Below are 20,707 nucleotides of genomic sequence, written 5' to 3' on the forward strand. Positions count from 1 at the left end.
CCTCACGGCGTCTTCTTCGCCGCCTCGGCCCTGGCCTTCTCCATCGCGGCCTTCGCGCGATCCGCCGTATCCTTCTGGAATTCGCTGATATGCGGCAGTTCGCGCAGCACGTGCGAATGCGGATCCAGCGTGTAAGTCGCGCCTGTCGGCAGGTTCACGTGGCCGCGGCCACCTGCCATCGGCACATCCACCACCTGTCGACCCACGCGCACCTGCACCGGCAGCGGGAACGGCTTGCCGCCCTGCGTCTTCCAGCGCAACGACAGCCCGTTCGCGTCGCGCGTGGCCAGCAATTCCGGCAGCTTCGCCGAACGCAGGTAGACATCGAAAAACCAGCGGTAGTCCTTGCCGGTGATGCGATCGACGATGTCGATAAAGTCATTGGTGGATGCGTAACGTGGCTTGAAATTGCCGGCGCGCGGCGTGGCGGTGCCGTAGACCAGCTCGCGGGTGGAGCGGAAGAACGCTTCATCGCCGATCAGCCCGCGCAGGGTGTGCAGCATCAGCGCGCCTTTGTAGTACACGTCGTTGCCGGGGCCGCGTTCCTTCTTGGAGACGTCGTGCTCGGTCATCGCATGACCAGTCACCACCGGGTATTCGTTGACCAGCGCCGCGCGCATCTTCATCAGCGCCGCCATGTATTCCATGTCGCCACGCAGCCATTGCAGGTACAGCGGCTGCATGTACGTACCGAAACCCTCGTGCAGCCACAGGTCGTCCCAGTCCACGTTGGTCAGCTGGTTGCCGAACCACTCGTGGGCGAATTCGTGCTGCAGCAGCCAGTCGTAGCCGGCATCGGCCTTCTTGTACTCGTTACCATAGGCATTGATGGTCTGGTGTTCCATGCCCAGGTGCGGGGTCTCCACCACGCCCATCTTCTCGTCGGCGAACGGATACGGGCCGATCACCTCTTCGAAGAAATCCAGCATCGGTGCAAATTCGGCGAACAGGCCTTCTGCCTTGGCCTTGTTGCCTTTCAGGTACCAGAAGCGCAGCGGAATGGTGTTGCCGTAGCGCGACGCGTAATCGCCCTGCAGCAGTTCGTACGGGCCGATGTTGAGGGCGATGGCATAGGTATCCGGTTGCTTCGCCCGCCAGTGGTAGGTGCTCCAACCATCCTTTTCGTCCACGCCGATGGCGATCCCGTTGCCGGCGGCCACCAGCGGCGCAGGCACGGTGATGTGCTGCACGACTTCCAGTGGCTCGCCCTGCGGGTGGTCGATGCACGGCCACAACAGGTCGCAGCCCTCGCCCTGCACGGCGGTGGCGATCCACGGTTCGCCGGTTGGCGCCGTGGCCCAGACGAAACCGCCATCCCACGGCGCCTTGTCCGCTACATGCGGGTTTCCGGCATAGCGGATGCGCAAGGTCGCGCGAGCACCCGCGGCCAGCGCCTTCGGCAAGTCCACCGTCATTCGCCCTTCCGGATTGCGCCAGTGGGCGGCGTCGACGGCCTGCCCATCCAGTTCAACCAGGTCGATCGTGTAGTTGCGGTCGAGATCGACGACCAGCTTGCCAATGGGTTGGTCGGCGAGGAAGGTCAGCTTCGCATCGCCGTCCAGCCATTTGCGCGCCGGATCGACCTTGAACGAAAGGTCGGCCCGCTCGAAGGTTACGGCCTCCTGCTCTGGCGCACGCGGCAAACCGCTGGCGGCGGTGGTTTCGGTCAGTGCGGGTTGTTCGGCTTGTGCGGCTTGCGCAACCAAGGTGGCAGACGCGATTACGACGGCAAGCAGGCAACGGGCGACGGGCATGACGGCGATCCAGGTAGGCGAACCTCAACTCTCGCACGACTGCACCGGCATCGGTGCCTGCCGTTTGTCACGGCGCATGAAGCCCGGCGTTGCCGGGCTTCATCGTTTGCGGTCAGCGGCAACGGCCGAAGCGATCCGGTGATGCACCGGGGCCACCTCGCCAACCGGGCGGATTCTCCCAATTGGTGCCCCGTCCGCCCGCACGACCCGGCGGGTTGCGGTCGTTATCCAACCAGCAGCGCTTGGCCTGGTTCCAGAAACCATATTGCGGGTGCCAGTATCCGTAGCTTGGACTGAAGTAGTACCCGGCGGCGACGCGGTTGAAACGATAGGCATGTCCCTGGTTGCGCCAGTCGCGGTAATCCGGCGACTTGCCTAGCCCGCCACGCCAGCCCGGCGGGTTTTCCCAATTGGTGCCAGGGCCGCCAGCACGGCCGGGCGGATTGTTGTCGTGGTCGTGGCGGCGATCGCGCGCGCCTGCGGTGCCTGCAACGCCAAGCGTCAGCAATGCAGCAATGAGCAATGTCCTGGCTTTCATGTCCCTGGCTCCTGTCGCGCGGGATGCGCCCTTTCAACAACTGGTGCCGGGCCCGTGAAGTTGACTGCGGGAACGATGTCGTTGGGGTTTCGCTCAGCCACCGGCGCATGGCGAACAGGAATCTGAATGGATGCTTGCAGGATTTCACCACCGGCCTGCAACAACGGAAAACCTCAGCATCGATTCATCCATGCAGCCGCTAACTGCATGCATCGGGCACGAATGGGTCGCGCCCCGAGGAGACAAGCAAGATGAACCACCTTCCCGCCACCCGCATCCTGACCACCACGTTGCTGGGCACCCTGATTGCGGTGGGCAGCGTCGCACCTGCGTTCGCGCAGCAGCACGACGACGATGGCGACAAGAACGACCGCCGCGCCGCACGCAAGGAACAACGCGACCAGCGTGCAGAACAACGCGCCCCGCAACCGCAGCGCGAGCAGCCGCGCACCCAGCCACGCCAGGAGCGCAGCAATGAACCCCAACGGCACGAGCATTGGGGCGACGCGCAGCGCCAACAGCAAGAGCAGCACCGCGAGAGTGTGGCCGTCGAACGATCGCGCCAACGCGAGCAGATGGGCGAACGCATCGAGCAGCAACGCCGCGACCAGGCCGAGCGCCAGGCGCAATTCCGCAACGCCGATGCCGAACGCAGCCGCGCCCGCAACGAACAGATCATCGAGCAGTCCCGCCAGCGCGAAGAGATGAGCCGACGCATCGCCGACCAACGTCGCGAAGCCATTCAGCGCCAGGCCGAACAACGGCATTCCAGCGGGCAAACCGCCAGCGAGCGTGTCATTGCCGAAGCCCGCGGCCGCGAGGAACGCCGCGACCGCGACAACGCTCGCCGCGACGACCGCAGGCAGGACTGGCGCAACGACGACCGGCGCAATGACGACCGCGACAATCACGTCTCGCGCGAACAGCAGGAACGTCGCATCCAGGATCAGCGCCGCCAGGCAATGGACTGGCAACGCCATGAAGCCTCGCGACGCAACCAGCTGGAGCAGCGCAACCGCGAACTCGAGCGCCAACGCCGCAACGCCCAGTACCGCTACCAGCAGGACTACTACCGCCGCTGGCTGGCCCAGCAGTCGCGCTGGAACGCATCGCGTTACGACTACTACAACGACCCGTACTACTACACCGCCTCCAACTATCGCTATGGCTACGGCGGCAACTGGTACAACACCAACCAGTACGGCGCCAACCTGCTCCGCCAGGCCGTCAGCGATGGCTACCAGGAAGGCTATTACGCAGGCCGCGCCGACCGCATGGATCGCTGGCGCTTCGACTACAGCAACAACTACGGCTACATGGACGGCACGTTCGGCTACAACGGCTATTACGTGAACCGCAACGACTACCGCTACTACTTCCGCCAAGGCTTCGAGCGCGGCTATCGCGACGGCTACTACAGCCGCAACCAGTACGGCCGCTACGACAACGGTTATGCGGTGATCCTGCCGGTCATCCTCAGTGCGATCCTGGGGTTCCAGACCTACTGATCACCAGCGTCGTCGCGGTCCAGACGCCCGGCTTCCGCGCCGGGCGTTTTCTTTCCGGCACGTGCTCAGCGCAGCTGGCTGTCCTTGCTGCCGCGGCGGTTGTAGCCGCTGGCGGCGCCGGCCTCGAGATCGTGCGCTTCCTGGCAGGGTACGCACAGGCGCACACCCGGCATCGCTTTGCGGCGCGCCTCGGGAATCGGCGCATCGCATTCCTCGCAATGCGTGAGTCCGGGCCCGCTGGGCAATTGCCTGCGCGCGCGTTTGATCGCATCCTTCACCGTGGCATCGATCTGGTCTTGAACTGCGCCGTCGCCGGCCCATCCGGTTGCCATGGCTAGTCCTCCTCATGACCCGGCCGCAACCCTAGCACCGCCCACGTCACGGGTGTGGCAAGGATCCGGCCAGTGCCCCACACTTGCGTGAATGCCACGGGGAGCCGCTGGGTGCCAGCAATCCGGAACAAAGCCCCGCGCAACGACATCGGTGACGCATCATCGCGTCTGCGCGACCTGCACAGGCGCGTCTATCGGTTCCGCACGCTTGGCATGGGCCTGGGCTTGCTGCCCATTGCAGCCGTATTGACCGAACTTCATGCCGCTTGGCCGAGCTGGGCCTGGGCCATCTGCTGTTGCCTGCTCTGGCCGCACCTGGCGTACCTGTCTGCGGCGCGCGGCAAGGATCCCGCGCGCGTGGAAATCCGCAACCTGATGGTGGACTCCATGCTCGCCGGCAGCCTGGTGCCGCTGATGCAATTCAACCTGCTGCCGTCGGTCATGCTGATGACCGTGAGCACCGCCGACAAGATCAACGCCGGCGTGCGCGGGCTGTGGTTGCGGGCGTTGCCCGGCATGTTCCTCGCCCTGCTCGCGATGGGCGCAGTCAACGGATTCGCCGTGCGCTATCCCACCAGCACGCCGGTGTTGCTGGCCTGCCTACCGATCATGATCATCCATACGCTTGCGGTCAGCGCCAGCGGCTACCAACTGATCCGTAAAGTGCAGAAGCAGAACGCGCGGCTGGACGAGCTCCGCCGCCACGACAGCCTGACCGGACTGGAGAGCCGTGGCCATTGGCAAGAGCAGGTAGGCACCCTGTTCGATCACCATGCCAGTACCGGCGCATCGGCAAGCATGCTGTTGGTCGATGTCGATTGGTTCAAGAGCATCAACGACCAACACGGTCATGCCACCGGCGACGACGTGCTGCGCGGCATCGCCGGCGTGATCCGCGCCGTCATCCCGGACGGCAGCCATGCTGGCCGCGTGGGCGGCGATGAGTTCGCCATCGCCGTGCCGGTTGCCCTGTTCGAAGCGCACTCCATTGCCGAACGCATCCGCAAGGGCGTGGATACCCTGCAATTCCCGCGCAAGCCGCCGCTGCAATGCTCGGTCAGCATCGGCATCGCCGAACCTGCAACGGCCGATGCCGACCTGCGCGGCTGGATGGAAGCCGCCGACCGCGCGCTCTACCGGGCCAAGGCGGCCGGGCGTAACCGCGTTGCCGCCAGACTGGATGTCCATGCCTGACCACATGCAGGAGCTTCATCCAGTACCGGCCAGAATCCGGGCATGAAAGACGAAACGACCACCCGACGCGACTTCATCGCCCGTCTGTCGGATTCCATCAGCGATGCCGACTCGCTGGAAACGCTGGTGCGCCCGCTGCTGGAAATGCTGGAGGCAGTGACGGGCCTGGAATCGACCTACATGACGTCGATCGATGAGGACGCCGGCCTGCAGCGCATCCTGTATGCGCGCAACACCCGCGACCTGCAGATCCCGGAAGGACTGACCGCGACCTGGCAAGACACCCTGTGCAAACGCGCGCTCGAACAGGAGCGGGTGTACGTGGACGACGTGCCGGCGGTATGGGGCGATTCCGATGCCGCACGCGCATTGGGCATCGCCACCTATGCCAGCACCCCGATCCATGGCCAGGACGGGCGCCTGTACGGCACCCTGTGCGCGGCCAGCAGCGCTCGCAAGCCGATGACCGTCGATGCCGAACGCGTGCTGCGCATGTTCTCGCTGCTGATCGGCCAGCAGGTCGAGCGCGAACGACTGCTGCAGGAACTGCGCCAGGCGAATCGGGCGCTGGCGTTGAGCGCGTTGACCGATCCGGCCACCGGCCTGCCCAACCGGCGCGCATTGATGAGCGAGCTGGCCAGGCGACTGGCGCGCAGCGAACGCAACCACAACGCGCTCTTGGTCGCCTTCATCGACCTGGACGGTTTCAAGGCGATCAACGACCAGCACGGCCACGAAGCCGGCGACCGCATGCTGGTGCTGGTCGGCCATGCGCTCGTGCATGCCGCGCGCGCCGGCGATTACTGCGCACGGCTGGGCGGCGACGAGTTCGTGGTGCTGGCCAGCGTGCCGCCGGAGGAAGGCGAAGCGGCATTGGCTGCCTTGCAGAAACGCCTGCACGACGCCACCCGCGGCCGTTTCGAACTGAGCGAAGGCACCGCCATCGACTACGCCGGCCCCAGCATCGGCACGATCCTTGCGCCTGCCGACCAGCACGATGTGGACGCCGTGCTGGCGTTGGCGGATGCCGCGATGTATTCAATCAAGCGGCTGCGCAAGATCGACCGTCCGGGTTAACCGGTCTTGCGCGCCTTCCACAGCGCCAGCAATTCGGCTTCCTTCTCGCGGGTGATGCCGGCGCGCGGCTTGGCCTGGCGCTCGGCCGGTAGTGCGTGGAACCACGCGAGCAGGTCGGCCACCGTGGTCGCCAATGGACGCAGGGTCATGCCAGCCGCCAACGCACGCGCATTGCTCACCGTGCCGTAGCCCGCATACGGATTGTCCGCGCGCGGTACCCAGATCGGCAGCTCGACCTTCTGCTCGTCCACGAATTGCGGCGAGACATGAGTCAGCTGCACGCCATTCGCGGTGACCGCCTGGCAGCCGTAGATCATCGCGTCGGTGGTCAGCGTGTAATCCGGGCCGACTGCGTTGAAGGTGCCGTACGTCTTGGCTTCGGCGAGGCGGATCATCCATTCGCCAAGGTCACGGCCATCGATGACCTGGATCGGATCCTGGCCATCGCCCGGCACCAGCATTTCGCCACCTTGCGCGACACGCAACGGCCAATAGGTGAAACGGTCGGTCTCGTCACGCGGGCCGACGATGTAGCCCGGCCGCACGATCGTGCTGCGTTCGCCGTAGTGCTTGCGCACCTCGGCTTCGCTCAGCGCCTTCAGCGGGCCGTACAGGTTCTCGATGTCGGCCATCAGGTTGGCCTGCGTTTCCGCCATCGCATCCTTGCCCTTGTACACGGCCAGCGGCGAGTTCTCGTCGATGCCGTGCTTGCTGCCATCGGCATAGACCGAGATCGTCGAGATGAACAGGTACTGGCCGACGTTGCCCTTCAGTACCTTCGCTGCATCGCGCACCCAGAACGGCAGGCTGGTCGGGTTGTCGATGCAGACATCCCACTTGCGCCCCTGCAACGACTTCAGGTCGCCGGTATTGCGGTCGCCATGGAGTTGTTCCACCTCGCCGGGCCATTCCGGCGACGGTCGCTTGCCGCGGTTGAACAAGGTCACCTTGTGTCCGCGCGCCAGTGCGTAATTGACCTGGAACGGGCCGGTGAAGCCGGTGCCGCCGAGGATCAGGATATTCAGCGGTTTGGCTGCCTTGCCGACTGCAGCCGGCGTTGCCCCGGCAGCGGCGATGGACGGCAGCGCAGCGGCGGCAGTCGCCAGTGCGCCGAGCTTGAGCAGGTCGCGGCGGGTGGTGTGCATGCGGATCCCCGATGATGGTCGTGGCCCACTCTGCCAGTGCCCAGTTAACGGCGCGTATGTCGGAAGTCGGGGGCACTCACGTCAGGGGTGGCGATTTCTAGACAAATTTTTCTAGACAATCTGTTCTACAAGGCGTAGCGTGCATCGCACAGACCTTGATGGACGCCCCGATGCGTACAGGCAAACGCCTTCCCAAGCCCACCCCGGCGGAACTGGAACTGCTGCGCACGCTGTGGCGGCTGGGCCCGTCATCGGTCAAGCAGGTGCACGAAGCGCAGCAGGCGGAACGCCCGGAATTGGGTTACGCCAACGTGCTGCGGCTGATGCAGATCATGCACGGCAAGGGCCTGCTCAAGCGCGACGAAAGCCAGCGCTCGCATGTCTACGCCGCCGCGCAGCAGCAAGGCTCGATGCAGACCAAACTGCTCGACGACTTCATCCACAAGGCCTTCTCCGGTTCCGGCAAGGAGCTGGTGCTGGCCGCCCTGCGCGGCGGCAGCGTCAGCGATGCCGAACGCGAGGAAATCCAGCGCTTCCTGGAGGACACCCGCAATGACTGATGCGATTGCTTCGATGATCCCGTTATTGGCGACGGTGCTGCTGCACTTCCTCTGGCAAGGCGCGTTGATCGGCGTGCTGGCCTGGATGCTCTTGTCGCTGCTGCATGCGGCGCGTCCGCAGGCGCGGTACGCGGTGGCCTGCGGCGCCCTGCTCGCCTGCGTGCTGCTGCCGGCGCTCACCTTCGCGAAGCTGGCCTTCGCTGGCGCGAGCAGCAGCGCCGCAGTCGTCTTGCCCGAAACCGGCGCCATTACCGCGCGCATGGTCGAAGTCTCGATGCTGTCCACGCTGTCTGCGCCCGGCAATCCGGCATTGCAGTGGATCGTGGCCCTGTGGGCTGCAGGCGTCGGCACGTTGGCACTGCGCATGGCCTGCGGCCTGTGGTGGGTGCGCGGCATGCGCAGCAGCCCGCCCTGTGGCGATGCCCAACGCTGGCAAGCCTGCGTCGACCAGCTCGCACTGTCTTTCGGCATCCGTCGTCAGGTGGCCGTGCGCTTGATCGAAAACGGCGACAGCCCGCTGTCGGTCGGCTGGTTGAAGCCGATGGTCTTGCTGCCCGCCGCCATCGCCGCGCGCATGCCGGAACCGTTGCTTGAAGCGCTGATCGCCCACGAGCTCGCGCATATCCGCCGCCACGACTACCTCGTCAACCTGTTGCAGGGCGTGGTCGAAGCCCTGCTGTTCTACCACCCGGTGGTCTGGTGGTTGTCGTACCGCATCCGCATCGAACGCGAACAGGTCGCCGACGACCTGGCCGCCAAACAACTCGGCGATCCGCGTCGCCTCGCCATCGCCCTGTCCGAACTCGACCGCTTCGCGATTGCCGTCGCCGGCACGCGGTCGCCCGTCCCGCATACCGCACTCGCGCAAGCCGCGCATGGAGGTCAGCTCATGTCCCGCATCAGGCAACTCCTTCGTCCCGAACACCGCATCGTCGGCGGCACCCTGCTGCTGCCGGCGATCGGCATCGTCGCCCTCGGCATCGCCTTCCAGGCCTATGCCAAGCTCGGATCCAATCCACCGCAAGCCAATCGCACGTGGGTCACGAAGGACGTGCCACCCCCGCCACCACCACCGAGCACGCCGCGCATGCCGCCGGCGCCGCCCGCGCCACCGGCTCCGCCTGCACCATCTGCTGCGCCAATCGCGCCGCCACCACCGCCACCTCCGCCGCCGCCGCCATCGCATGCAAGAGTTTCGATGCACGACGGCGGCAACCACGACGGTTATGCACTGGTGCGCAAGGGCCGCGATGGTTACATGATGTCCGGCAGCACCGACGACATCCGCGACATCGAGGCAGCAAAGCGGAGTATCGACGGTGACTTCCTCTGGTTCCGTCGCGATGGCAAGGCTTACCTGCTGCGCGATGCCGCCACCCTGGCCCGCGTCGAGCAAGCCTGGGCCCCGCTGAAGCCACACGAAGCCCGCATGCAGGAATTGCAGGCGCAGATGGAACCGCATCAGCGCAAACTGGATGCGCTCGGCAAGCGCATGGACACCCTGCATGCGAAATTCGAGCAGACGCCGGAAATGAAACAGGCGGAACGCTCCCTCGAGGCATTGGCCGGACAGCAGCGCGACCTCGCCGCGCAGCAGCTCGCGCTTGCCAGCAAGCAGATGCGCGCAAGCGACGCACAACGCGATGAACTGTCTCGCAAGATGGAACAACTCGGTGCGCAGCAAGAAGCATTGAGCGCACAGATGACACGGCATTCCGCCGTATTCACCGCCCAGCAGGACCGCCTGCAGGTCGAGAGCGCGAAGATGGAAGCGCTTGGCAGCGCAATGGAAGCGGCAAGCCAGCCGATGGAAGCGATCGGCCAGCAGATGGAAGCGGCGGGCAAGCAGATCGAGCAGCAGGCCGCCATCGCCGAAAAGAAGACGCGTTCGCTGATCGATGAAGCCGTGCAGCAGGGCCTGGCGCAGCCGGCACCGGTACGACGCTGACGAGGACCGGCATGGATGCAATGCAAAGGGGCGCAGATCGCGCCCCTTTCGCTTCATGCGGCAACACGACGACTCAGAACGACGACTTTGCCACCTTGTCGTGCAGTTCGCCCACCAGCATGTTCGCCGCCGAGCCGTACCACGCGTGGTATTCGGCCACCATCTCGCCCTTGACGATCACCGGATCGGTGGCGACCAACGCCTTGGCCTGATCGATATCGTCCACCGCGAACACGAACAACCCGCGCCAATCGCCACCCTTGTCCATGAACGGGCCGGCCAGCGCCAGCTTGCCCTCCTTCGCCAGCCGCTGGATGTTGGCCATGTGGCCGGCGAACATCGCCTTGCGCTCTTCGGCATCGTCCACCCGGGTCGGCCCGGTCTTGAGGATGACCAGCACATAACGACGCATGCCGTAGTCGTCCGCGCCGGTTTTCTTCGCAAGCTCGGCATCGAACACAGGCTTGGCGGGCGTTACCGCCGCATCCTGCGCAGCGGCAAACGGCGAAGCGGAAGCCAATAGCAAAGCGAGCGCGGTGGCAGCGAGGATGTTCATACAGGGATCCTTGCGTTTCGATGCGGATAGCGTACGCCGGAACCTTTGTTACGCGTACCGTCACGCATCGTCGGCAAGCTCAAGATCGTCATCGGCATGGTCGTAGCCAAGCAAATCGCCCGGCGCGCACTGCAGCACTGCGCACAGCTTGGCCAAGGTGCGGAAACGGATGCCCTTGACCTTGCCGCTGCGGAAAAGCGACAGCTGGGTCTCGCTGATGCCGACCGTGGCTGCCAACTCGCGCGCCTTCATGCCGCGCCGGGCCAACATCTCGTCCAGTGTCACCCGGATCGGCATCAGAGGATCTCGTCCAGTTCGGCCTGCAGCGCCCGCGCCTGGTCGACCAGATGCGCCAGCAGCACCAGCGCGGCGCCAACGACACCCAGCACGATGCCGGACAGGTCGAAATACGCATAGCTGCCATGTCCGCCCACGATCCAGCGCGACAGGTTGGTGACCGCGAATACGTTGAGCAGCGCCCCGGCCAGCACGCCGATGCCGATCTGGCGCATTGCGCGAGCAACGGTCGGTTGGAACAGGCGGCCTGCGGCAAGGTCGCCCAATGCGCGTTGCACCGCCCACAACGCCCACAGATAGCCAAGCCCAGGCAGGAAGCCCACCACCGACAGCAGCACCCGCGTGTCCCGGGCCGACGGCATGTCCGCCGCCGCCTGCCATGGCAGGCCGATCATGCCCAGTGCCAGCAGCAGGAACAGGCCGGCGAAGACCACCAACGTGGCGATACGCAGCAGGCGGCACTGGTTGCGGAAACGGCCTGGAATCGTCATACGGAGTTCCCGAAGTGGAATTTAAGTTTGACTTAAAGTTTTTGCTGTCTTATAACTTTATCCCAGACTTAAATTTTCAGGAAGCGGCAACATGCTACCCGCCATCGAAACCCAGGGCCTGAGCCGCCGCTTCGGCCAGCACGTGGCCGTCGACGCGATCTCCATGACCGTGCCGGAGCGCAGCATCTACGGCTTCCTCGGCCGCAATGGTGCGGGCAAGACCACCACCATCAAGCTGTTGCTGGGATTGCTGCAGCCCGATGCCGGGCAGGCGCGAATCGCCGGCACCGACCTCACTTCCGATCGCCTCGGCGCGGCACGTAAGGTTGGTGCGCTGCTGGAGGCGCAGGGCTTCTACCCGCAGCTCAGCGGCCACGAGAACCTCGATCTCAGCCGCCGCCTGCTGGGCCTGCCGAAGTCCGAAATCGAGCGCGTGCTGGAGGTTGCGGAGATGACCGCACATGGGCGCCGTCGCGTCGCCGATTATTCCTTGGGCATGCGCCAGCGGCTGGGATTGGCACGCGCCATGCTCGGCGCACCGCCGGTGCTGATCCTGGACGAACCGACCAATGGGCTGGATCCGGAGGGTATCGCCGACATGCGCGGCTTCCTGCGCGATCTGCCCGCACGCAGCGGCGCGACCGTGCTGCTCTCCAGCCACCTGCTAGGCGAAATCGAACAGGTTGCGACCCATATCGGCATCCTCAGCCATGGCCGCCTGGTGCTGGAAGGTGCACTGGCCGACCTGAAGGCCGGGATGGCAAACGAAGTCGCGATCGAAACCGATATGCCCGAACGCGCCGCCCTGATCGCGCGCGAGCACGGGTTCGATGTCGAACAGACCCACGATGCGTTGGTCGCACGCTTCGCACCACGGGAAGACGCACGCAGTGCGACCGCCGCCCTCAATCGCGTGCTGTGCGTGGCCGGCATCCGCATCCATGCTCTCGCCCCGCGCCAGCGCACGCTGGAAATCCTCTACCGCAATGCCGCCCGTGCCGCCGAGCCTGCGGCGCTGGCCTGATGACCGGAACCACGCCCATGCCACATGCCGCCCCTGCCCGCTTCGCCACGGCGCTTGCCGTCGAGGCCTACAAGCTGCGCCGTTCGCTGGCCCTGCTGCTGGCTGCGGTCGCACCGCTGCTGATCGCGGTGTTCGTGTTCTTCAACCTGATGCGGTTTGAAAAGGCGACTCCCTGGACGATGACGTTGTATTCCTCCGCCGCGATCTGGGCATTCTTCATGCTGCCGATGAGCGTGACCGCGTTGACTGCACTGGTCGCGCATACCGAACACGGCCCGCGCACCTGGGATCACCTGCGGGCATTGCCGCTGCCACGCTGGCACCTGTACGCGGCGAAGGCGGCCTGCGTGCTCGGCCTGGTTGCGGCGATGAGCCTGCTGCTTGCCATGCTCACCATATTCGTCGTTGAACTCGCAGGCTGGCTGAAGCCGGCTGTCGCTGCTGGCGGTACGCCGGACATCGCCGGTTATCTCGCACTGCTCGGCCGCATCTTCCTCGCAGCATGGCTGTTGGTCGCTGTGCAGTTGTGGATCGCGCTGCGTTACGCCAGCTTCGTGCCGGCGCTGGCGGTCGGCATCGGCGGCACGTTCTTCGCGGTGGTCGCAACCACGGCGAAAATCGGCGCATTCCTGCCTTGGCAAATCCCGGTCAACCAGCTGGCCACCGATCCGGCGCGCGCGCAGCTCGCACTGACGCTTGGCGGCATCGGTGGGTGCATCGTATTCGCGGCGATGCTGTGGCAGCTGAGTCGACGCGAAGTGCTGGATTGAGGCGCAGCACGCTCACACCACCGCCGTCACCACGATCTCCACCTTCCACACGGGATTGGCCAGGCGCGCTTCGACGGTCGCGCGGGCTGGCGCTTCGCCGGGGACGACCCAGGCATCCCAGGCGCGGTTCATCCCGGCGAAATCGGCGATATCGGCCAGGAAAATCTGCGCGCGCAGGATCCGTGTCTTGCTGCTGCCGCATTTGGCCAGCAGGTCGTCGATCTCGGCGAGTACTTCGCGGGTCTGGGTTTCGATATCGGCATCTGGCGTGAGCGGGATCTGGCCCGCGAGATAGGCGATCCCATTGTGGATGCAGGCCTCGGACATCCGCGGGCCTGCGTCGATGCGCTCGATCATGTGATGGACTCCATTTCCAGTGGCAACCAGCGGGTTCAGCCTTGCGCCAGCGCGAAATCGATCCCGGCGCGCACCGCTGCCGCCTGCGCATCGTTGCATTGTTGCGGCGTGGCACGCGGACTGTCGGGATAGACTTCGGTCGTGGTGGTGTAGCGCGCATCGGTGATGCCGGCGCACAGGCCCAATGCACGGTAGTCGTATTCGATCACGCCCGGCGCCGTCACTTCCGAGCCGATGATGGTGCCATCGGGATCCGCCGGCGCGATATGCGTCACCTTCGCCACTTCGGCATTCACCGCCTGCTGGAATGCAGGTTGCGGATTCCTGGCATCCGCGCACAGGTAGAACCCATCGGGAATCGTGCCCGGTTCGTAGTCCTTGCCATCGCGCGCGGCCAGCGCCGGGCGGAATTCGGATTCGTCGCTGTCGGTGGTTTCGTGCAGGTCGATATGCACGATGAAGCGGCCGAGCAACGGCTCCACCAGTGCCATCAACGCGGCCGATTCACCGGCAGGACTGCCAGCAGTGAAGTTCCGGTTCGGATCCAGAGCCTGCGGGTTCCAGCGATTGATGCGCTCGTAGGCCCACGGGCTGACGCAAGGCGCGACCAGCAGGTTCACCCTGCCCGCGTATTCAGCCGCGTGGCGCTCGACGAACTGCAACGCACCGTGCACGCCGCTGGTCTCGTAGCCGTGCACGCCACCGGTCACCAGCACCACCGGCAATGCATCGTCCCAGTCGCGATTGCGGATCGCGAACAGCGGATAGCGGCCATCCGCCGCGTAATCGAGCTCGCCGTATTGCGTGACATCGAAACGCTCGCGCAAACCATAGATCCTGGCGACCACCTCATCCGCATAACTGCGCAACTTGCATTGGGTGGCGCGCCATTCGGCTTTCTCGGCATCGCCCCAAGGCTGGCCGGGGGTGCCGATCGGATAGGGATTTGCTGCGTTCATCGCGTGATCCTTGTTGCGGTTCCCGGCATTTTCGCATGGTCGAACATGCATCGATGCGCGGATAATCCGCGGATGCGATACCAGGGCCCCTTGCTGACCAAACCCGGCGCCGATGCGCTGCTCGCCGCCCGCGATGCCGGCGAACCGACGTGGACGGGCTCGCTCGACCTGGGCCGCGGCATCGGCGAAGCAGGACTGGCCCCCAATGACTGGGAGTGGCGTGGCAAGCGCTACCCCTATCCCGGCAAGCTCAAGGAACGCACGATCTATTGGTGGGACGGCGAAGGCTTCGAGCCCGTCTCGCGCTATGCCGGATCGCTCATCAAGCTGGTGCCGACCGAATGGAACTCGCCAACGTTCGAGATCGACGGCATCAAGATGTTGCCAACATCGAAAGAATCTCCGCTGGACGATGCGCGGCGCAAGGTGGCTTTGATCCAGCCAATGGGCAAGCGCGTGCTGGATACGTGCGGCGGGCTAGGCTACTTTGCCGCGTGTTGCCTGGATGCTGGCGTCGCGAGCATCCAGTCGTTCGAGAAGAACGAAGACGTGCTGTGGCTGCGCACGCTCAACCCGTGGTCGCCGGATCCCGCTGCTAGCGACGGCCGGCTGCGGTTGACGCATGCCGATGTGTCGCAGGCCATCGCCACCTTGCCCGATGCGAGTTTCGATGCGCTGCTGCACGATCCGCCGCGTTTCGGCATCGCCGGCGAGCTCTATTCGCAGCTGTTCTACGACCAGCTCGCGCGGGTGCTCAAGCGCGGCGGCCGGCTGTTCCACTACACCGGAAGCCCCAACAAACTCACCAGCGGGCGCGACGTGCCGCGCGAAGTGGCCAGGCGGCTGGAAAAGGCCGGATTCAGGGCGGAACTGGCGCTAGACGGGGTGCTGGCGACCCGCCGCTAGGAGCGTTCTGGCACGGGCTCACAGCATCCGTTTCAGGGTGTCGTCACGGCGCATCAGGTGGTGCCACAGTGCAGCCAGTACGTGCGCGCCGATCACCCAGTAGAACGCCTCGCCGATGCTGCCGTGGAGGTCTTCAAGACGATGCGCCAAATCTTCGTTCTCGGCCAGCAGCGCCGGCAGCGCAAGGTCGGTGAACGGAATGAGCACTTTCTTGCCGTCGGCCCATGCGGTCGCCATGCCAAGCAGGGGCATGACGATCATGAAGGCGTACAACGCCAGGTGCATGAGCTTCGCCGCCAGGGCCGTCCAACGATCCAGCGGCGGCGTGATCGGCGGCGCACCGTCGCGACGACGCAACGCCAACCGCCACCACACCAGCACGAACACGCTGATCCCGACCCAGAAATGACCCTGCACCATCGCCGCACGCGGGCTGCTGCCACGCGGGAACACGCCACGCTGCTCGATCAGCAGATAAGCCAAGGCGACCAGCACCGCCATCAGCCAGTGCAGGCGGCGCAGCGGAAGGCTGAAGCGGGTGGGAATCGTGGTGTCCATGGAATTCGACTCTCGAACGGATATCCGCGAACGCTAGCGCATCGCCCTGGCCTGCGTAAGCCCCGGGCTTCGGTGCAATGGAATGCGCCAAACTCCGAAGCACGGCTTATGGCGTAGGATGGGCTTGCACCGCGACACCACGTGCGTCCCGTCCGACCTGACTCCATCGTCGCTCGCTGCGCTCCCCTCCACGCGTCACCACCCCATTGCGGGGTGACGCCCCTCAGGGAACGCCCATGCCGGATCCTTGCCTCGGCGCTGCCTATCACACCGCTCACGTCCACTCGCGGCAACTCCAACGGCTGGCTTGCGCATGACTGTTGCGGGCGACAAGCCAAGCTGCGACCGCTGCGATGCGGTCTGTTGCCGCCTGACCGTGGTGTTGATGGCGGAAGACGATGTGCCACCGCGCTTCACCATGCTCAACCAACACGGCGTCGAAGTCATGGCCCGCGACGAGGATGGCTGGTGCGTGGCGATCGACCAGGGGCGGATGTGCTGTTCGATCTACGAACAACGCCCGACGATCTGCCGCAAGTTCGCGATGGGCGGTCCGTACTGCCGCGAAGTGCGCGCCGACTACGCCGATCGCAACGCCCGCGGCATTCCACTCACCCTGTACTGAAAGGAGGCAGCATGCCGCGTCAGAAGAAACCCGCGCCGGCACCGGCCACGATCCCGCCTTCGAAGACCACGCACCTGTTTGCATCGCGCAAGCCAGTCGACCGCAACGCGCTCACCCACGAGCGCATTGCTTCCGACCTCGAAGCCTTCCGCAAGGCTGGCGGCAAGATCGAAGTCCTCGGCGTTACCCGCACCTTGAAGAAGATCGGCCCCGATGCCGACGACGCTCCACCGCCCGCACCCGCGAAATCCCGGCGCTGACGCACCGAAAACGCATCATGCTTTCGCACCGTCGCTTGCCTGCTGGCGCGCGGCCCTGCGGAACAGCGCTGCCGATGCCAGCCATGGCAGCGCGAACATGGCGCCGAGCACGAGCTCACGCGGCTCGAATTCGCGCATCGCCAGACCCACGCCTACCGCCAGCAACTGTGCCGCGGCGGTCGCAAGCATCGTCCAGGCCATGCCGCCAGGCTTCAGCGCCGCGAGCAGCGCGCCTGCCGCGGCAACGAACAACACGCCGGCGAACATCAGGTTGACGATGTCGTGCTCGTTGCCGAGCATGCCCACCGCCAGGTTGACCCACACGGTGAGGAAGGCAGCCACCACCGCCAGACCGAAACCGACACGATAGGCCGTGCTGCCGCTGAGCCATGCACCGAATTCGTACAGTCCGCACGCAATCGCCAACATCGCGCCCATCACGATGAAATCGAAAGTGCTCCAGTTCACCCCACTTGCCGGGAAGAACTGCATCGCCATTGCCGGCAACAGCAGCAAACATGCCGCCGCACCCCACAGCAACGGTCGCAAGTGATTGCTGCCACGGCCATGCCCCATCGTCACCATCCCTGTCATCGCCCCACCCCTTGGCTTGTGTCGGGGCGCAGTCTCAACCGATCAGATGAGGATGCCATGGGCCTGGCGTGAAGCGAAGGCGAAGTCCGTCATCGCAAGGATCAACCATCAGCGCTGCTGCCATCGGCAAGCAACCGCGCAATGTCCGCGTCCTTTTCCCGCCAGACCTCGTTCATCCACTGTTGGAAACGTACGCGAAAGGCGCGGTCGCCCTGGTAATCGCCATCCAGCATCTCCCGCGTAATCGCACGTTGCCGCACCATCACCCGGATCTCCGGAATGCGATCCGCCAGCAAGTCCAGCAACGACGGATTTCCCGCCGGATACACGATGGTCACGTCCAGGATCGCCTGCAGGCCATCGCCCATCGCATCCAGCACGAACGCGACACCGCCGGACTTCGGCTTGAGCAAGTAGCGGTAGGGCGCTCCCTGGGAATCGTGCTTGGCCGGGGTAAAGCGCGTGCCTTCGACGAAATTCATGATCGACACCGGGATGTCGCGGAATTTCTCGCACGCGCGACGGGTGGCTTCGATGTCGCGCCTGGCCAGGTCGGGACGGCGGGCGATCTGCTTCGGCGTGTAGCGGCCCATGAACGGAAAATCCAGCGCCCACCATGCGAGCCCCAGCAACGGTACCCAGAACAATTGCCGTTTCAGGAAGAAGCGCATGAACGGGACGCGCCGATTGAATACTTTCTGCAGGACAAGGATGTCCACCCAGCTCTGGTGGTTGGCCATCACCAGGTAATGACCATCCAACTGCAGGATGGCATCCTCGTGCAGCCGCACCCGTGCATGGGTGAAGCAATGCCACATCCAGTTGTTCACGCCGATCCAGCTCTCGGCCAAGCCGACCAGCAGCGGGTTCAAGGCCGACCGCAAACGCTTCCACGGCAACACCCCCTTGATCAGCGCCACCAGCAACAACGGCAGCACGTGAACGATGGTGCTGGCCGCGATCAACGAACAGATCAGGACGAGACGGAATGGGCGCATGGCATCGGCATTGGTGGATATGCGCCTATTGTCCCCACTTTCCCCGGCGCATGCCGCCGTCGATCCTGCATGCCGCGCGTTCGGCCGTCACTCGTTCCTGACCTCGCTTTCGATCGGTATAATTTCGCTTCCCCCGAAACTTGCAAGCCGCATTCCGCCCAGGACTGCGGCGTATTCGCATGGATTCAGGGCAACGACGGGACCCGAACAGGACATGCCGGCAAACACACGATCTGCGGCCATCGCCCGATCACTCCTGTTCAGTGCGTCGTTCGCCATGGCCATGGCCTGCGTCCATGCCGCGCAACCATCGAAGGCCGCGCCCACCTACCCGGCCGAACGCGCCAGTCTGCGCGCGGACATCGCCCGCCTGGACCTGCAGGGCTCGCAAGAGCAAGTCTTCGCCGCGATGGAATCGCTGCGCCAGTTGGCACTTCGCAACGGCGACCAGGACCAGGCGCAGCTGGTCGAACTCGAGCGCATCTTCGCCACGCACGACGACGACGCCATCGACGCAAGCCTTGCCGCCGTCAACGCGGTGCGTGCGCAGGTGCGGCCGCAAGCGTCGGTCGAATTGCAGGAAGCCCTCTCGCGCATCTACGGCAACCTGTATTTCGATGCCGGCAATTTCCAGCTGGCGCTGCGGCACCAGCTCGAAGCGTTGCGCCTGAGCGCCCGCCTTCCCGATGGCGCCACGAAAGCGTGGTTGTACCGACTGGGCACCATCGCCGAGTTGTACAACGCGATGGGCTTGCCCAAGGATGCCCTGCGCTACGCCAACCAGGCCCTTGCCGGCAGCGGTACCGCCGATGCGCCTTCCGGCAACCGCGTCTCGCTGCTCGGCGCACGCGCACTCGCCCTGCTGCAACTCGGAAAGACGACCGAAGCCGAACAGGCCCTCGCGGAAGCGGAACGGATCGATGCCCGTCGGGAACCCGGCTTCAACACCCTGCGCCTGACCGCCAATCGTGCAACCGTGGAATCGGCGAAGGGCAATCCGGCGGCGGCGCTGCGCGCGATCGATCGGCTGCAAGCGCTCGCCGAATCGCAGGACAGCAACTACTACCTCACCCGCGCCCAACTGCTGCGCGGGCAGGCGCGCATCGCCCAGGGCCAGCTCGATGCCGGCCTGCAGGACATGCGCGGGGCGATCGCCACATTCGAACGACTCGGGCAGATGGTCGACGTGCTGGACGGGCTGGAACGCGAAATCCGGATCCTGCGCGCCCAGCATGCGTGGCCGCAGGCCGTCGACGTGATGGCGCAACGGCAGGAACTGTGGACGCAACTGTTCCGCAATGCGCAATCCCGCACCATCGCCGAGCTGGAGGCCAGGCACCGCGCCGAAAGCCGCGAGCAACGCATCACCGCGCTCGCCACTGAAGTGCGTCTGGAACGTGCGCGCCTGCATTCCCAGCGCCTGCTGCTGGCGTTGGCGGCAACAGTGGCCCTGCTGGCCGCGAGTGCGGCCGGCCTGCTCTATCTGAGCCGTCGTCGCACTCGCCGTGAGCGCGATCGCCTGTCGCATGCCGCGCGCCACGACCCCCTGACCGGCGCCTACAGCCGTTACGAGTTCCAACGCCGCGCGCTTGCAAGCGGCACGAAGGAGGACGGTCGCCAGGACGGTCGCTGCCTGCTGTTGCTGGACCTCGACGATTTCAAGTCGATCAATGACGGCCACGGCCACGAGGCCGGCGACGCCGTGCTCAAGGAAGTGGTCGCTCGGCTGCGTCGGCAAACGCGCCACGCCGACGAAATCTACCGTTGGGGCGGCGAGGAATTCCTGCTGGTTCTGTCCGGGCGTGACCAGGATGCACTTGGGCAGGACGTCGCGGCGATGCTCGATGGCGTGAGCCGCGACCCGGTCGTCTGGCACGAACACAAGATCGCGGTCGCGCTGTCCGGAGGGCTGGTCACACACCCCCTCTCACCCAGTTGGACAGCGCCCCTGGGCGATGCCATCCGTTGGGCCGACAGCGCGTTGTACGCGGCCAAGCGCGCCGGCCGGCGACAGGTGCTGCAGGTGACCGTCACCTCCCTCGGCGAGCAGGCACTGTCCGGCCGCAGGCCGATCGACACCGTCCAGTTACAAGACTGGGTGCGTCAAGGCTACGCCCAGCTCACCACCGTCCAGGCCTCGCATCCGCCGACCGCCTGAACGCTTCGACCTGAAACGCCAGCTCCCTACGATTCAAACGCGGAATTAGCGTCAATTTGATCGAAATTGAACGAATTTGTCTGTTTTTTGATTAATTT

Annotated in this window: 23 protein-coding genes; 11 read left to right on the plus strand and 12 right to left on the minus strand. The window is 65.2% G+C overall.

The window, feature by feature from the left end:
* Positions 1-2 precede the first annotated feature (2 nt).
* Together G7079_RS08690 and G7079_RS08695 are read right to left on the minus strand one after the other, a co-directional pair.
* Complete coding sequence (locus G7079_RS08690; protein ID WP_166056928.1) at positions 3-1,754, minus strand: M1 family metallopeptidase; 1,752 nt, start codon at positions 1,752-1,754, stop codon at positions 3-5.
* A gap of 112 nt (positions 1,755-1,866) precedes the next feature.
* Positions 1,867-2,292 carry a hypothetical protein gene (locus tag G7079_RS08695; protein ID WP_166056929.1) on the minus strand — a complete coding sequence of 142 codons (426 nt, stop codon included), beginning with the start codon at positions 2,290-2,292 and terminating at the stop codon, positions 1,867-1,869.
* Positions 2,293-2,543: 251 nt separating this feature from the next.
* Here G7079_RS08695 and G7079_RS08700 point away from each other — a divergent pair, with 251 nt between their 5' ends.
* Positions 2,544-3,800 carry a hypothetical protein gene (locus tag G7079_RS08700; protein WP_166056930.1) on the plus strand — a complete coding sequence of 419 codons (1,257 nt, stop codon included), beginning with the start codon at positions 2,544-2,546 and terminating at the stop codon, positions 3,798-3,800.
* 65 nt (positions 3,801-3,865) lie between these two features.
* On the opposite strand, the gene G7079_RS08705 is transcribed toward G7079_RS08700, so the two are convergent.
* Positions 3,866-4,132 (minus strand): DksA/TraR family C4-type zinc finger protein, encoded by a 267-nt coding sequence (locus G7079_RS08705; protein WP_166056931.1) that lies wholly within the window; start codon positions 4,130-4,132, stop codon positions 3,866-3,868.
* 111 nt (positions 4,133-4,243) lie between these two features.
* On the opposite strand from G7079_RS08705, the gene G7079_RS08710 reads away from it, so the two are divergent.
* The gene (locus tag G7079_RS08710) at positions 4,244-5,326 is read left to right on the plus strand and encodes a diguanylate cyclase (protein ID WP_166056932.1); all 1,083 of its coding nucleotides are present in this window, start codon (positions 4,244-4,246) and stop codon (positions 5,324-5,326) included.
* Positions 5,327-5,368: 42 nt separating this feature from the next.
* On the plus strand, positions 5,369-6,403 hold the full coding sequence (locus tag G7079_RS08715; protein ID WP_166056933.1) for a sensor domain-containing diguanylate cyclase: 1,035 nt from the start codon (positions 5,369-5,371) through the stop codon (positions 6,401-6,403).
* Here G7079_RS08715 and G7079_RS08720 read toward each other — a convergent pair.
* The gene (locus tag G7079_RS08720) at positions 6,400-7,548 is read right to left on the minus strand and encodes an SDR family oxidoreductase (protein ID WP_166056934.1); all 1,149 of its coding nucleotides are present in this window, start codon (positions 7,546-7,548) and stop codon (positions 6,400-6,402) included. The genes G7079_RS08715 and G7079_RS08720 overlap by 4 nt on opposite strands.
* 170 nt (positions 7,549-7,718) lie before the next feature.
* Between G7079_RS08720 and G7079_RS08725 the strand changes: the two genes are divergently transcribed.
* Positions 7,719-8,108 carry a BlaI/MecI/CopY family transcriptional regulator gene (locus G7079_RS08725; protein WP_166056935.1) on the plus strand — a complete coding sequence of 130 codons (390 nt, stop codon included), beginning with the start codon at positions 7,719-7,721 and terminating at the stop codon, positions 8,106-8,108.
* A complete protein-coding gene (locus G7079_RS08730) occupies positions 8,101-10,056 on the plus strand; it encodes a M56 family metallopeptidase (protein ID WP_166056936.1) in 1,956 nt (651 codons plus the stop codon). Before G7079_RS08725 ends, G7079_RS08730 begins: the two co-directional genes overlap by 8 nt.
* Before the next feature lie 73 nt (positions 10,057-10,129).
* Here G7079_RS08730 and G7079_RS08735 read toward each other — a convergent pair whose 3' ends face one another.
* From G7079_RS08735 to G7079_RS08745, 3 genes are read right to left on the minus strand one after another with little or no spacing between them, the layout of a single operon-like run.
* On the minus strand, positions 10,130-10,612 hold the full coding sequence (locus G7079_RS08735) for a YciI family protein (protein ID WP_166056937.1): 483 nt from the start codon (positions 10,610-10,612) through the stop codon (positions 10,130-10,132).
* Positions 10,613-10,672: 60 nt separating this feature from the next.
* The gene (locus G7079_RS08740; protein ID WP_166056938.1) at positions 10,673-10,909 is read right to left on the minus strand and encodes a helix-turn-helix transcriptional regulator; all 237 of its coding nucleotides are present in this window, start codon (positions 10,907-10,909) and stop codon (positions 10,673-10,675) included.
* Complete coding sequence (locus tag G7079_RS08745) at positions 10,909-11,400, minus strand: DUF2975 domain-containing protein (RefSeq protein WP_166056939.1); 492 nt, start codon at positions 11,398-11,400, stop codon at positions 10,909-10,911. The genes G7079_RS08740 and G7079_RS08745 overlap by 1 nt, the downstream gene beginning before the upstream one ends.
* A 91-nt stretch (positions 11,401-11,491) precedes the next feature.
* On the opposite strand from G7079_RS08745, the gene G7079_RS08750 reads away from it, so the two are divergent.
* Together G7079_RS08750 and G7079_RS08755 are read left to right on the plus strand one after the other, a co-directional pair.
* On the plus strand, positions 11,492-12,424 hold the full coding sequence (locus G7079_RS08750) for an ABC transporter ATP-binding protein (RefSeq protein WP_166056940.1): 933 nt from the start codon (positions 11,492-11,494) through the stop codon (positions 12,422-12,424).
* Positions 12,425-12,441: 17 nt separating this feature from the next.
* Positions 12,442-13,194: an ABC transporter permease gene (locus G7079_RS08755; protein ID WP_166056941.1), complete on the plus strand. Its 753-nt coding sequence runs from the start codon at positions 12,442-12,444 to the stop codon at positions 13,192-13,194.
* A gap of 12 nt (positions 13,195-13,206) precedes the next feature.
* On the opposite strand, the gene G7079_RS08760 is transcribed toward G7079_RS08755, so the two are convergent.
* Both G7079_RS08760 and G7079_RS08765 read right to left on the minus strand, forming a co-directional pair.
* Complete coding sequence (locus G7079_RS08760) at positions 13,207-13,551, minus strand: RidA family protein (RefSeq protein ID WP_166056942.1); 345 nt, start codon at positions 13,549-13,551, stop codon at positions 13,207-13,209.
* A gap of 35 nt (positions 13,552-13,586) precedes the next feature.
* Positions 13,587-14,510 (minus strand): M14 family metallocarboxypeptidase, encoded by a 924-nt coding sequence (locus tag G7079_RS08765; protein ID WP_166056943.1) that lies wholly within the window; start codon positions 14,508-14,510, stop codon positions 13,587-13,589.
* Between the two features lie 72 nt (positions 14,511-14,582).
* Here G7079_RS08765 and G7079_RS08770 point away from each other — a divergent pair, with 72 nt between their 5' ends.
* On the plus strand, positions 14,583-15,416 hold the full coding sequence (locus G7079_RS08770) for an SAM-dependent methyltransferase (protein WP_166056944.1): 834 nt from the start codon (positions 14,583-14,585) through the stop codon (positions 15,414-15,416).
* Positions 15,417-15,434: 18 nt separating this feature from the next.
* Here the strand turns inward: G7079_RS08770 and G7079_RS08775 are convergent, their stop codons facing one another.
* Complete coding sequence (locus tag G7079_RS08775; RefSeq protein WP_166056945.1) at positions 15,435-15,974, minus strand: cytochrome b; 540 nt, start codon at positions 15,972-15,974, stop codon at positions 15,435-15,437.
* Between the two features lie 313 nt (positions 15,975-16,287).
* Between G7079_RS08775 and G7079_RS08780 the strand changes: the two genes are divergently transcribed.
* The gene (locus G7079_RS08780; RefSeq protein ID WP_166056946.1) at positions 16,288-16,599 is read left to right on the plus strand and encodes a YkgJ family cysteine cluster protein; all 312 of its coding nucleotides are present in this window, start codon (positions 16,288-16,290) and stop codon (positions 16,597-16,599) included.
* Between the two features lie 11 nt (positions 16,600-16,610).
* The gene (locus G7079_RS08785; protein WP_166054343.1) at positions 16,611-16,859 is read left to right on the plus strand and encodes a hypothetical protein; all 249 of its coding nucleotides are present in this window, start codon (positions 16,611-16,613) and stop codon (positions 16,857-16,859) included.
* 15 nt (positions 16,860-16,874) lie between these two features.
* Here G7079_RS08785 and G7079_RS08790 read toward each other — a convergent pair whose 3' ends face one another.
* Entirely contained in the window at positions 16,875-17,453 is a 579-nt protein-coding gene (locus tag G7079_RS08790) for a hypothetical protein (RefSeq protein ID WP_206203196.1), read from the minus strand.
* Between the two features lie 101 nt (positions 17,454-17,554).
* Positions 17,555-18,451: an acyltransferase gene (locus tag G7079_RS08795; RefSeq protein WP_166056947.1), complete on the minus strand. Its 897-nt coding sequence runs from the start codon at positions 18,449-18,451 to the stop codon at positions 17,555-17,557.
* Positions 18,452-18,734: 283 nt separating this feature from the next.
* On the opposite strand from G7079_RS08795, the gene G7079_RS08800 reads away from it, so the two are divergent.
* Positions 18,735-20,609 carry a tetratricopeptide repeat-containing diguanylate cyclase gene (locus G7079_RS08800; RefSeq protein ID WP_166056948.1) on the plus strand — a complete coding sequence of 625 codons (1,875 nt, stop codon included), beginning with the start codon at positions 18,735-18,737 and terminating at the stop codon, positions 20,607-20,609.
* Positions 20,610-20,707: the final 98 nt, after the last annotated feature.

This window comes from Thermomonas sp. HDW16 (assembly GCF_011302915.1).
GTDB lineage: Bacteria > Pseudomonadota > Gammaproteobacteria > Xanthomonadales > Xanthomonadaceae > Thermomonas.

Bases quoted from the DNA above. Each gene is read 5' to 3' on its own strand.
- G7079_RS08690 (WP_166056928.1), bottom strand. From the start codon at position 1,754: ATGCCCGTCGCCCGTTGCCTGCTTGCCGTCGTAATCGCGTCTGCCACC.
- G7079_RS08695 (WP_166056929.1), bottom strand. From the start codon at position 2,292: ATGAAAGCCAGGACATTGCTCATTGCTGCATTGCTGACGCTTGGCGTT.
- G7079_RS08700 (WP_166056930.1), top strand. From the start codon at position 2,544: ATGAACCACCTTCCCGCCACCCGCATCCTGACCACCACGTTGCTGGGC.
- G7079_RS08705 (WP_166056931.1), bottom strand. From the start codon at position 4,132: ATGGCAACCGGATGGGCCGGCGACGGCGCAGTTCAAGACCAGATCGAT.
- G7079_RS08715 (WP_166056933.1), top strand. From the start codon at position 5,369: ATGAAAGACGAAACGACCACCCGACGCGACTTCATCGCCCGTCTGTCG.
- G7079_RS08720 (WP_166056934.1), bottom strand. From the start codon at position 7,548: ATGCACACCACCCGCCGCGACCTGCTCAAGCTCGGCGCACTGGCGACT.
- G7079_RS08725 (WP_166056935.1), top strand. From the start codon at position 7,719: ATGCGTACAGGCAAACGCCTTCCCAAGCCCACCCCGGCGGAACTGGAA.
- G7079_RS08730 (WP_166056936.1), top strand. From the start codon at position 8,101: ATGACTGATGCGATTGCTTCGATGATCCCGTTATTGGCGACGGTGCTG.
- G7079_RS08735 (WP_166056937.1), bottom strand. From the start codon at position 10,612: ATGAACATCCTCGCTGCCACCGCGCTCGCTTTGCTATTGGCTTCCGCT.
- G7079_RS08740 (WP_166056938.1), bottom strand. From the start codon at position 10,909: ATGCCGATCCGGGTGACACTGGACGAGATGTTGGCCCGGCGCGGCATG.
- G7079_RS08745 (WP_166056939.1), bottom strand. From the start codon at position 11,400: ATGACGATTCCAGGCCGTTTCCGCAACCAGTGCCGCCTGCTGCGTATC.
- G7079_RS08750 (WP_166056940.1), top strand. From the start codon at position 11,492: ATGCTACCCGCCATCGAAACCCAGGGCCTGAGCCGCCGCTTCGGCCAG.
- G7079_RS08755 (WP_166056941.1), top strand. From the start codon at position 12,442: ATGCCACATGCCGCCCCTGCCCGCTTCGCCACGGCGCTTGCCGTCGAG.
- G7079_RS08760 (WP_166056942.1), bottom strand. From the start codon at position 13,551: ATGATCGAGCGCATCGACGCAGGCCCGCGGATGTCCGAGGCCTGCATC.
- G7079_RS08765 (WP_166056943.1), bottom strand. From the start codon at position 14,510: ATGAACGCAGCAAATCCCTATCCGATCGGCACCCCCGGCCAGCCTTGG.
- G7079_RS08770 (WP_166056944.1), top strand. From the start codon at position 14,583: ATGCGATACCAGGGCCCCTTGCTGACCAAACCCGGCGCCGATGCGCTG.
- G7079_RS08775 (WP_166056945.1), bottom strand. From the start codon at position 15,974: ATGGACACCACGATTCCCACCCGCTTCAGCCTTCCGCTGCGCCGCCTG.
- G7079_RS08780 (WP_166056946.1), top strand. From the start codon at position 16,288: ATGACTGTTGCGGGCGACAAGCCAAGCTGCGACCGCTGCGATGCGGTC.
- G7079_RS08785 (WP_166054343.1), top strand. From the start codon at position 16,611: ATGCCGCGTCAGAAGAAACCCGCGCCGGCACCGGCCACGATCCCGCCT.
- G7079_RS08790 (WP_206203196.1), bottom strand. From the start codon at position 17,453: ATGACAGGGATGGTGACGATGGGGCATGGCCGTGGCAGCAATCACTTG.
- G7079_RS08795 (WP_166056947.1), bottom strand. From the start codon at position 18,451: ATGCGCCCATTCCGTCTCGTCCTGATCTGTTCGTTGATCGCGGCCAGC.
- G7079_RS08800 (WP_166056948.1), top strand. From the start codon at position 18,735: ATGGCCTGCGTCCATGCCGCGCAACCATCGAAGGCCGCGCCCACCTAC.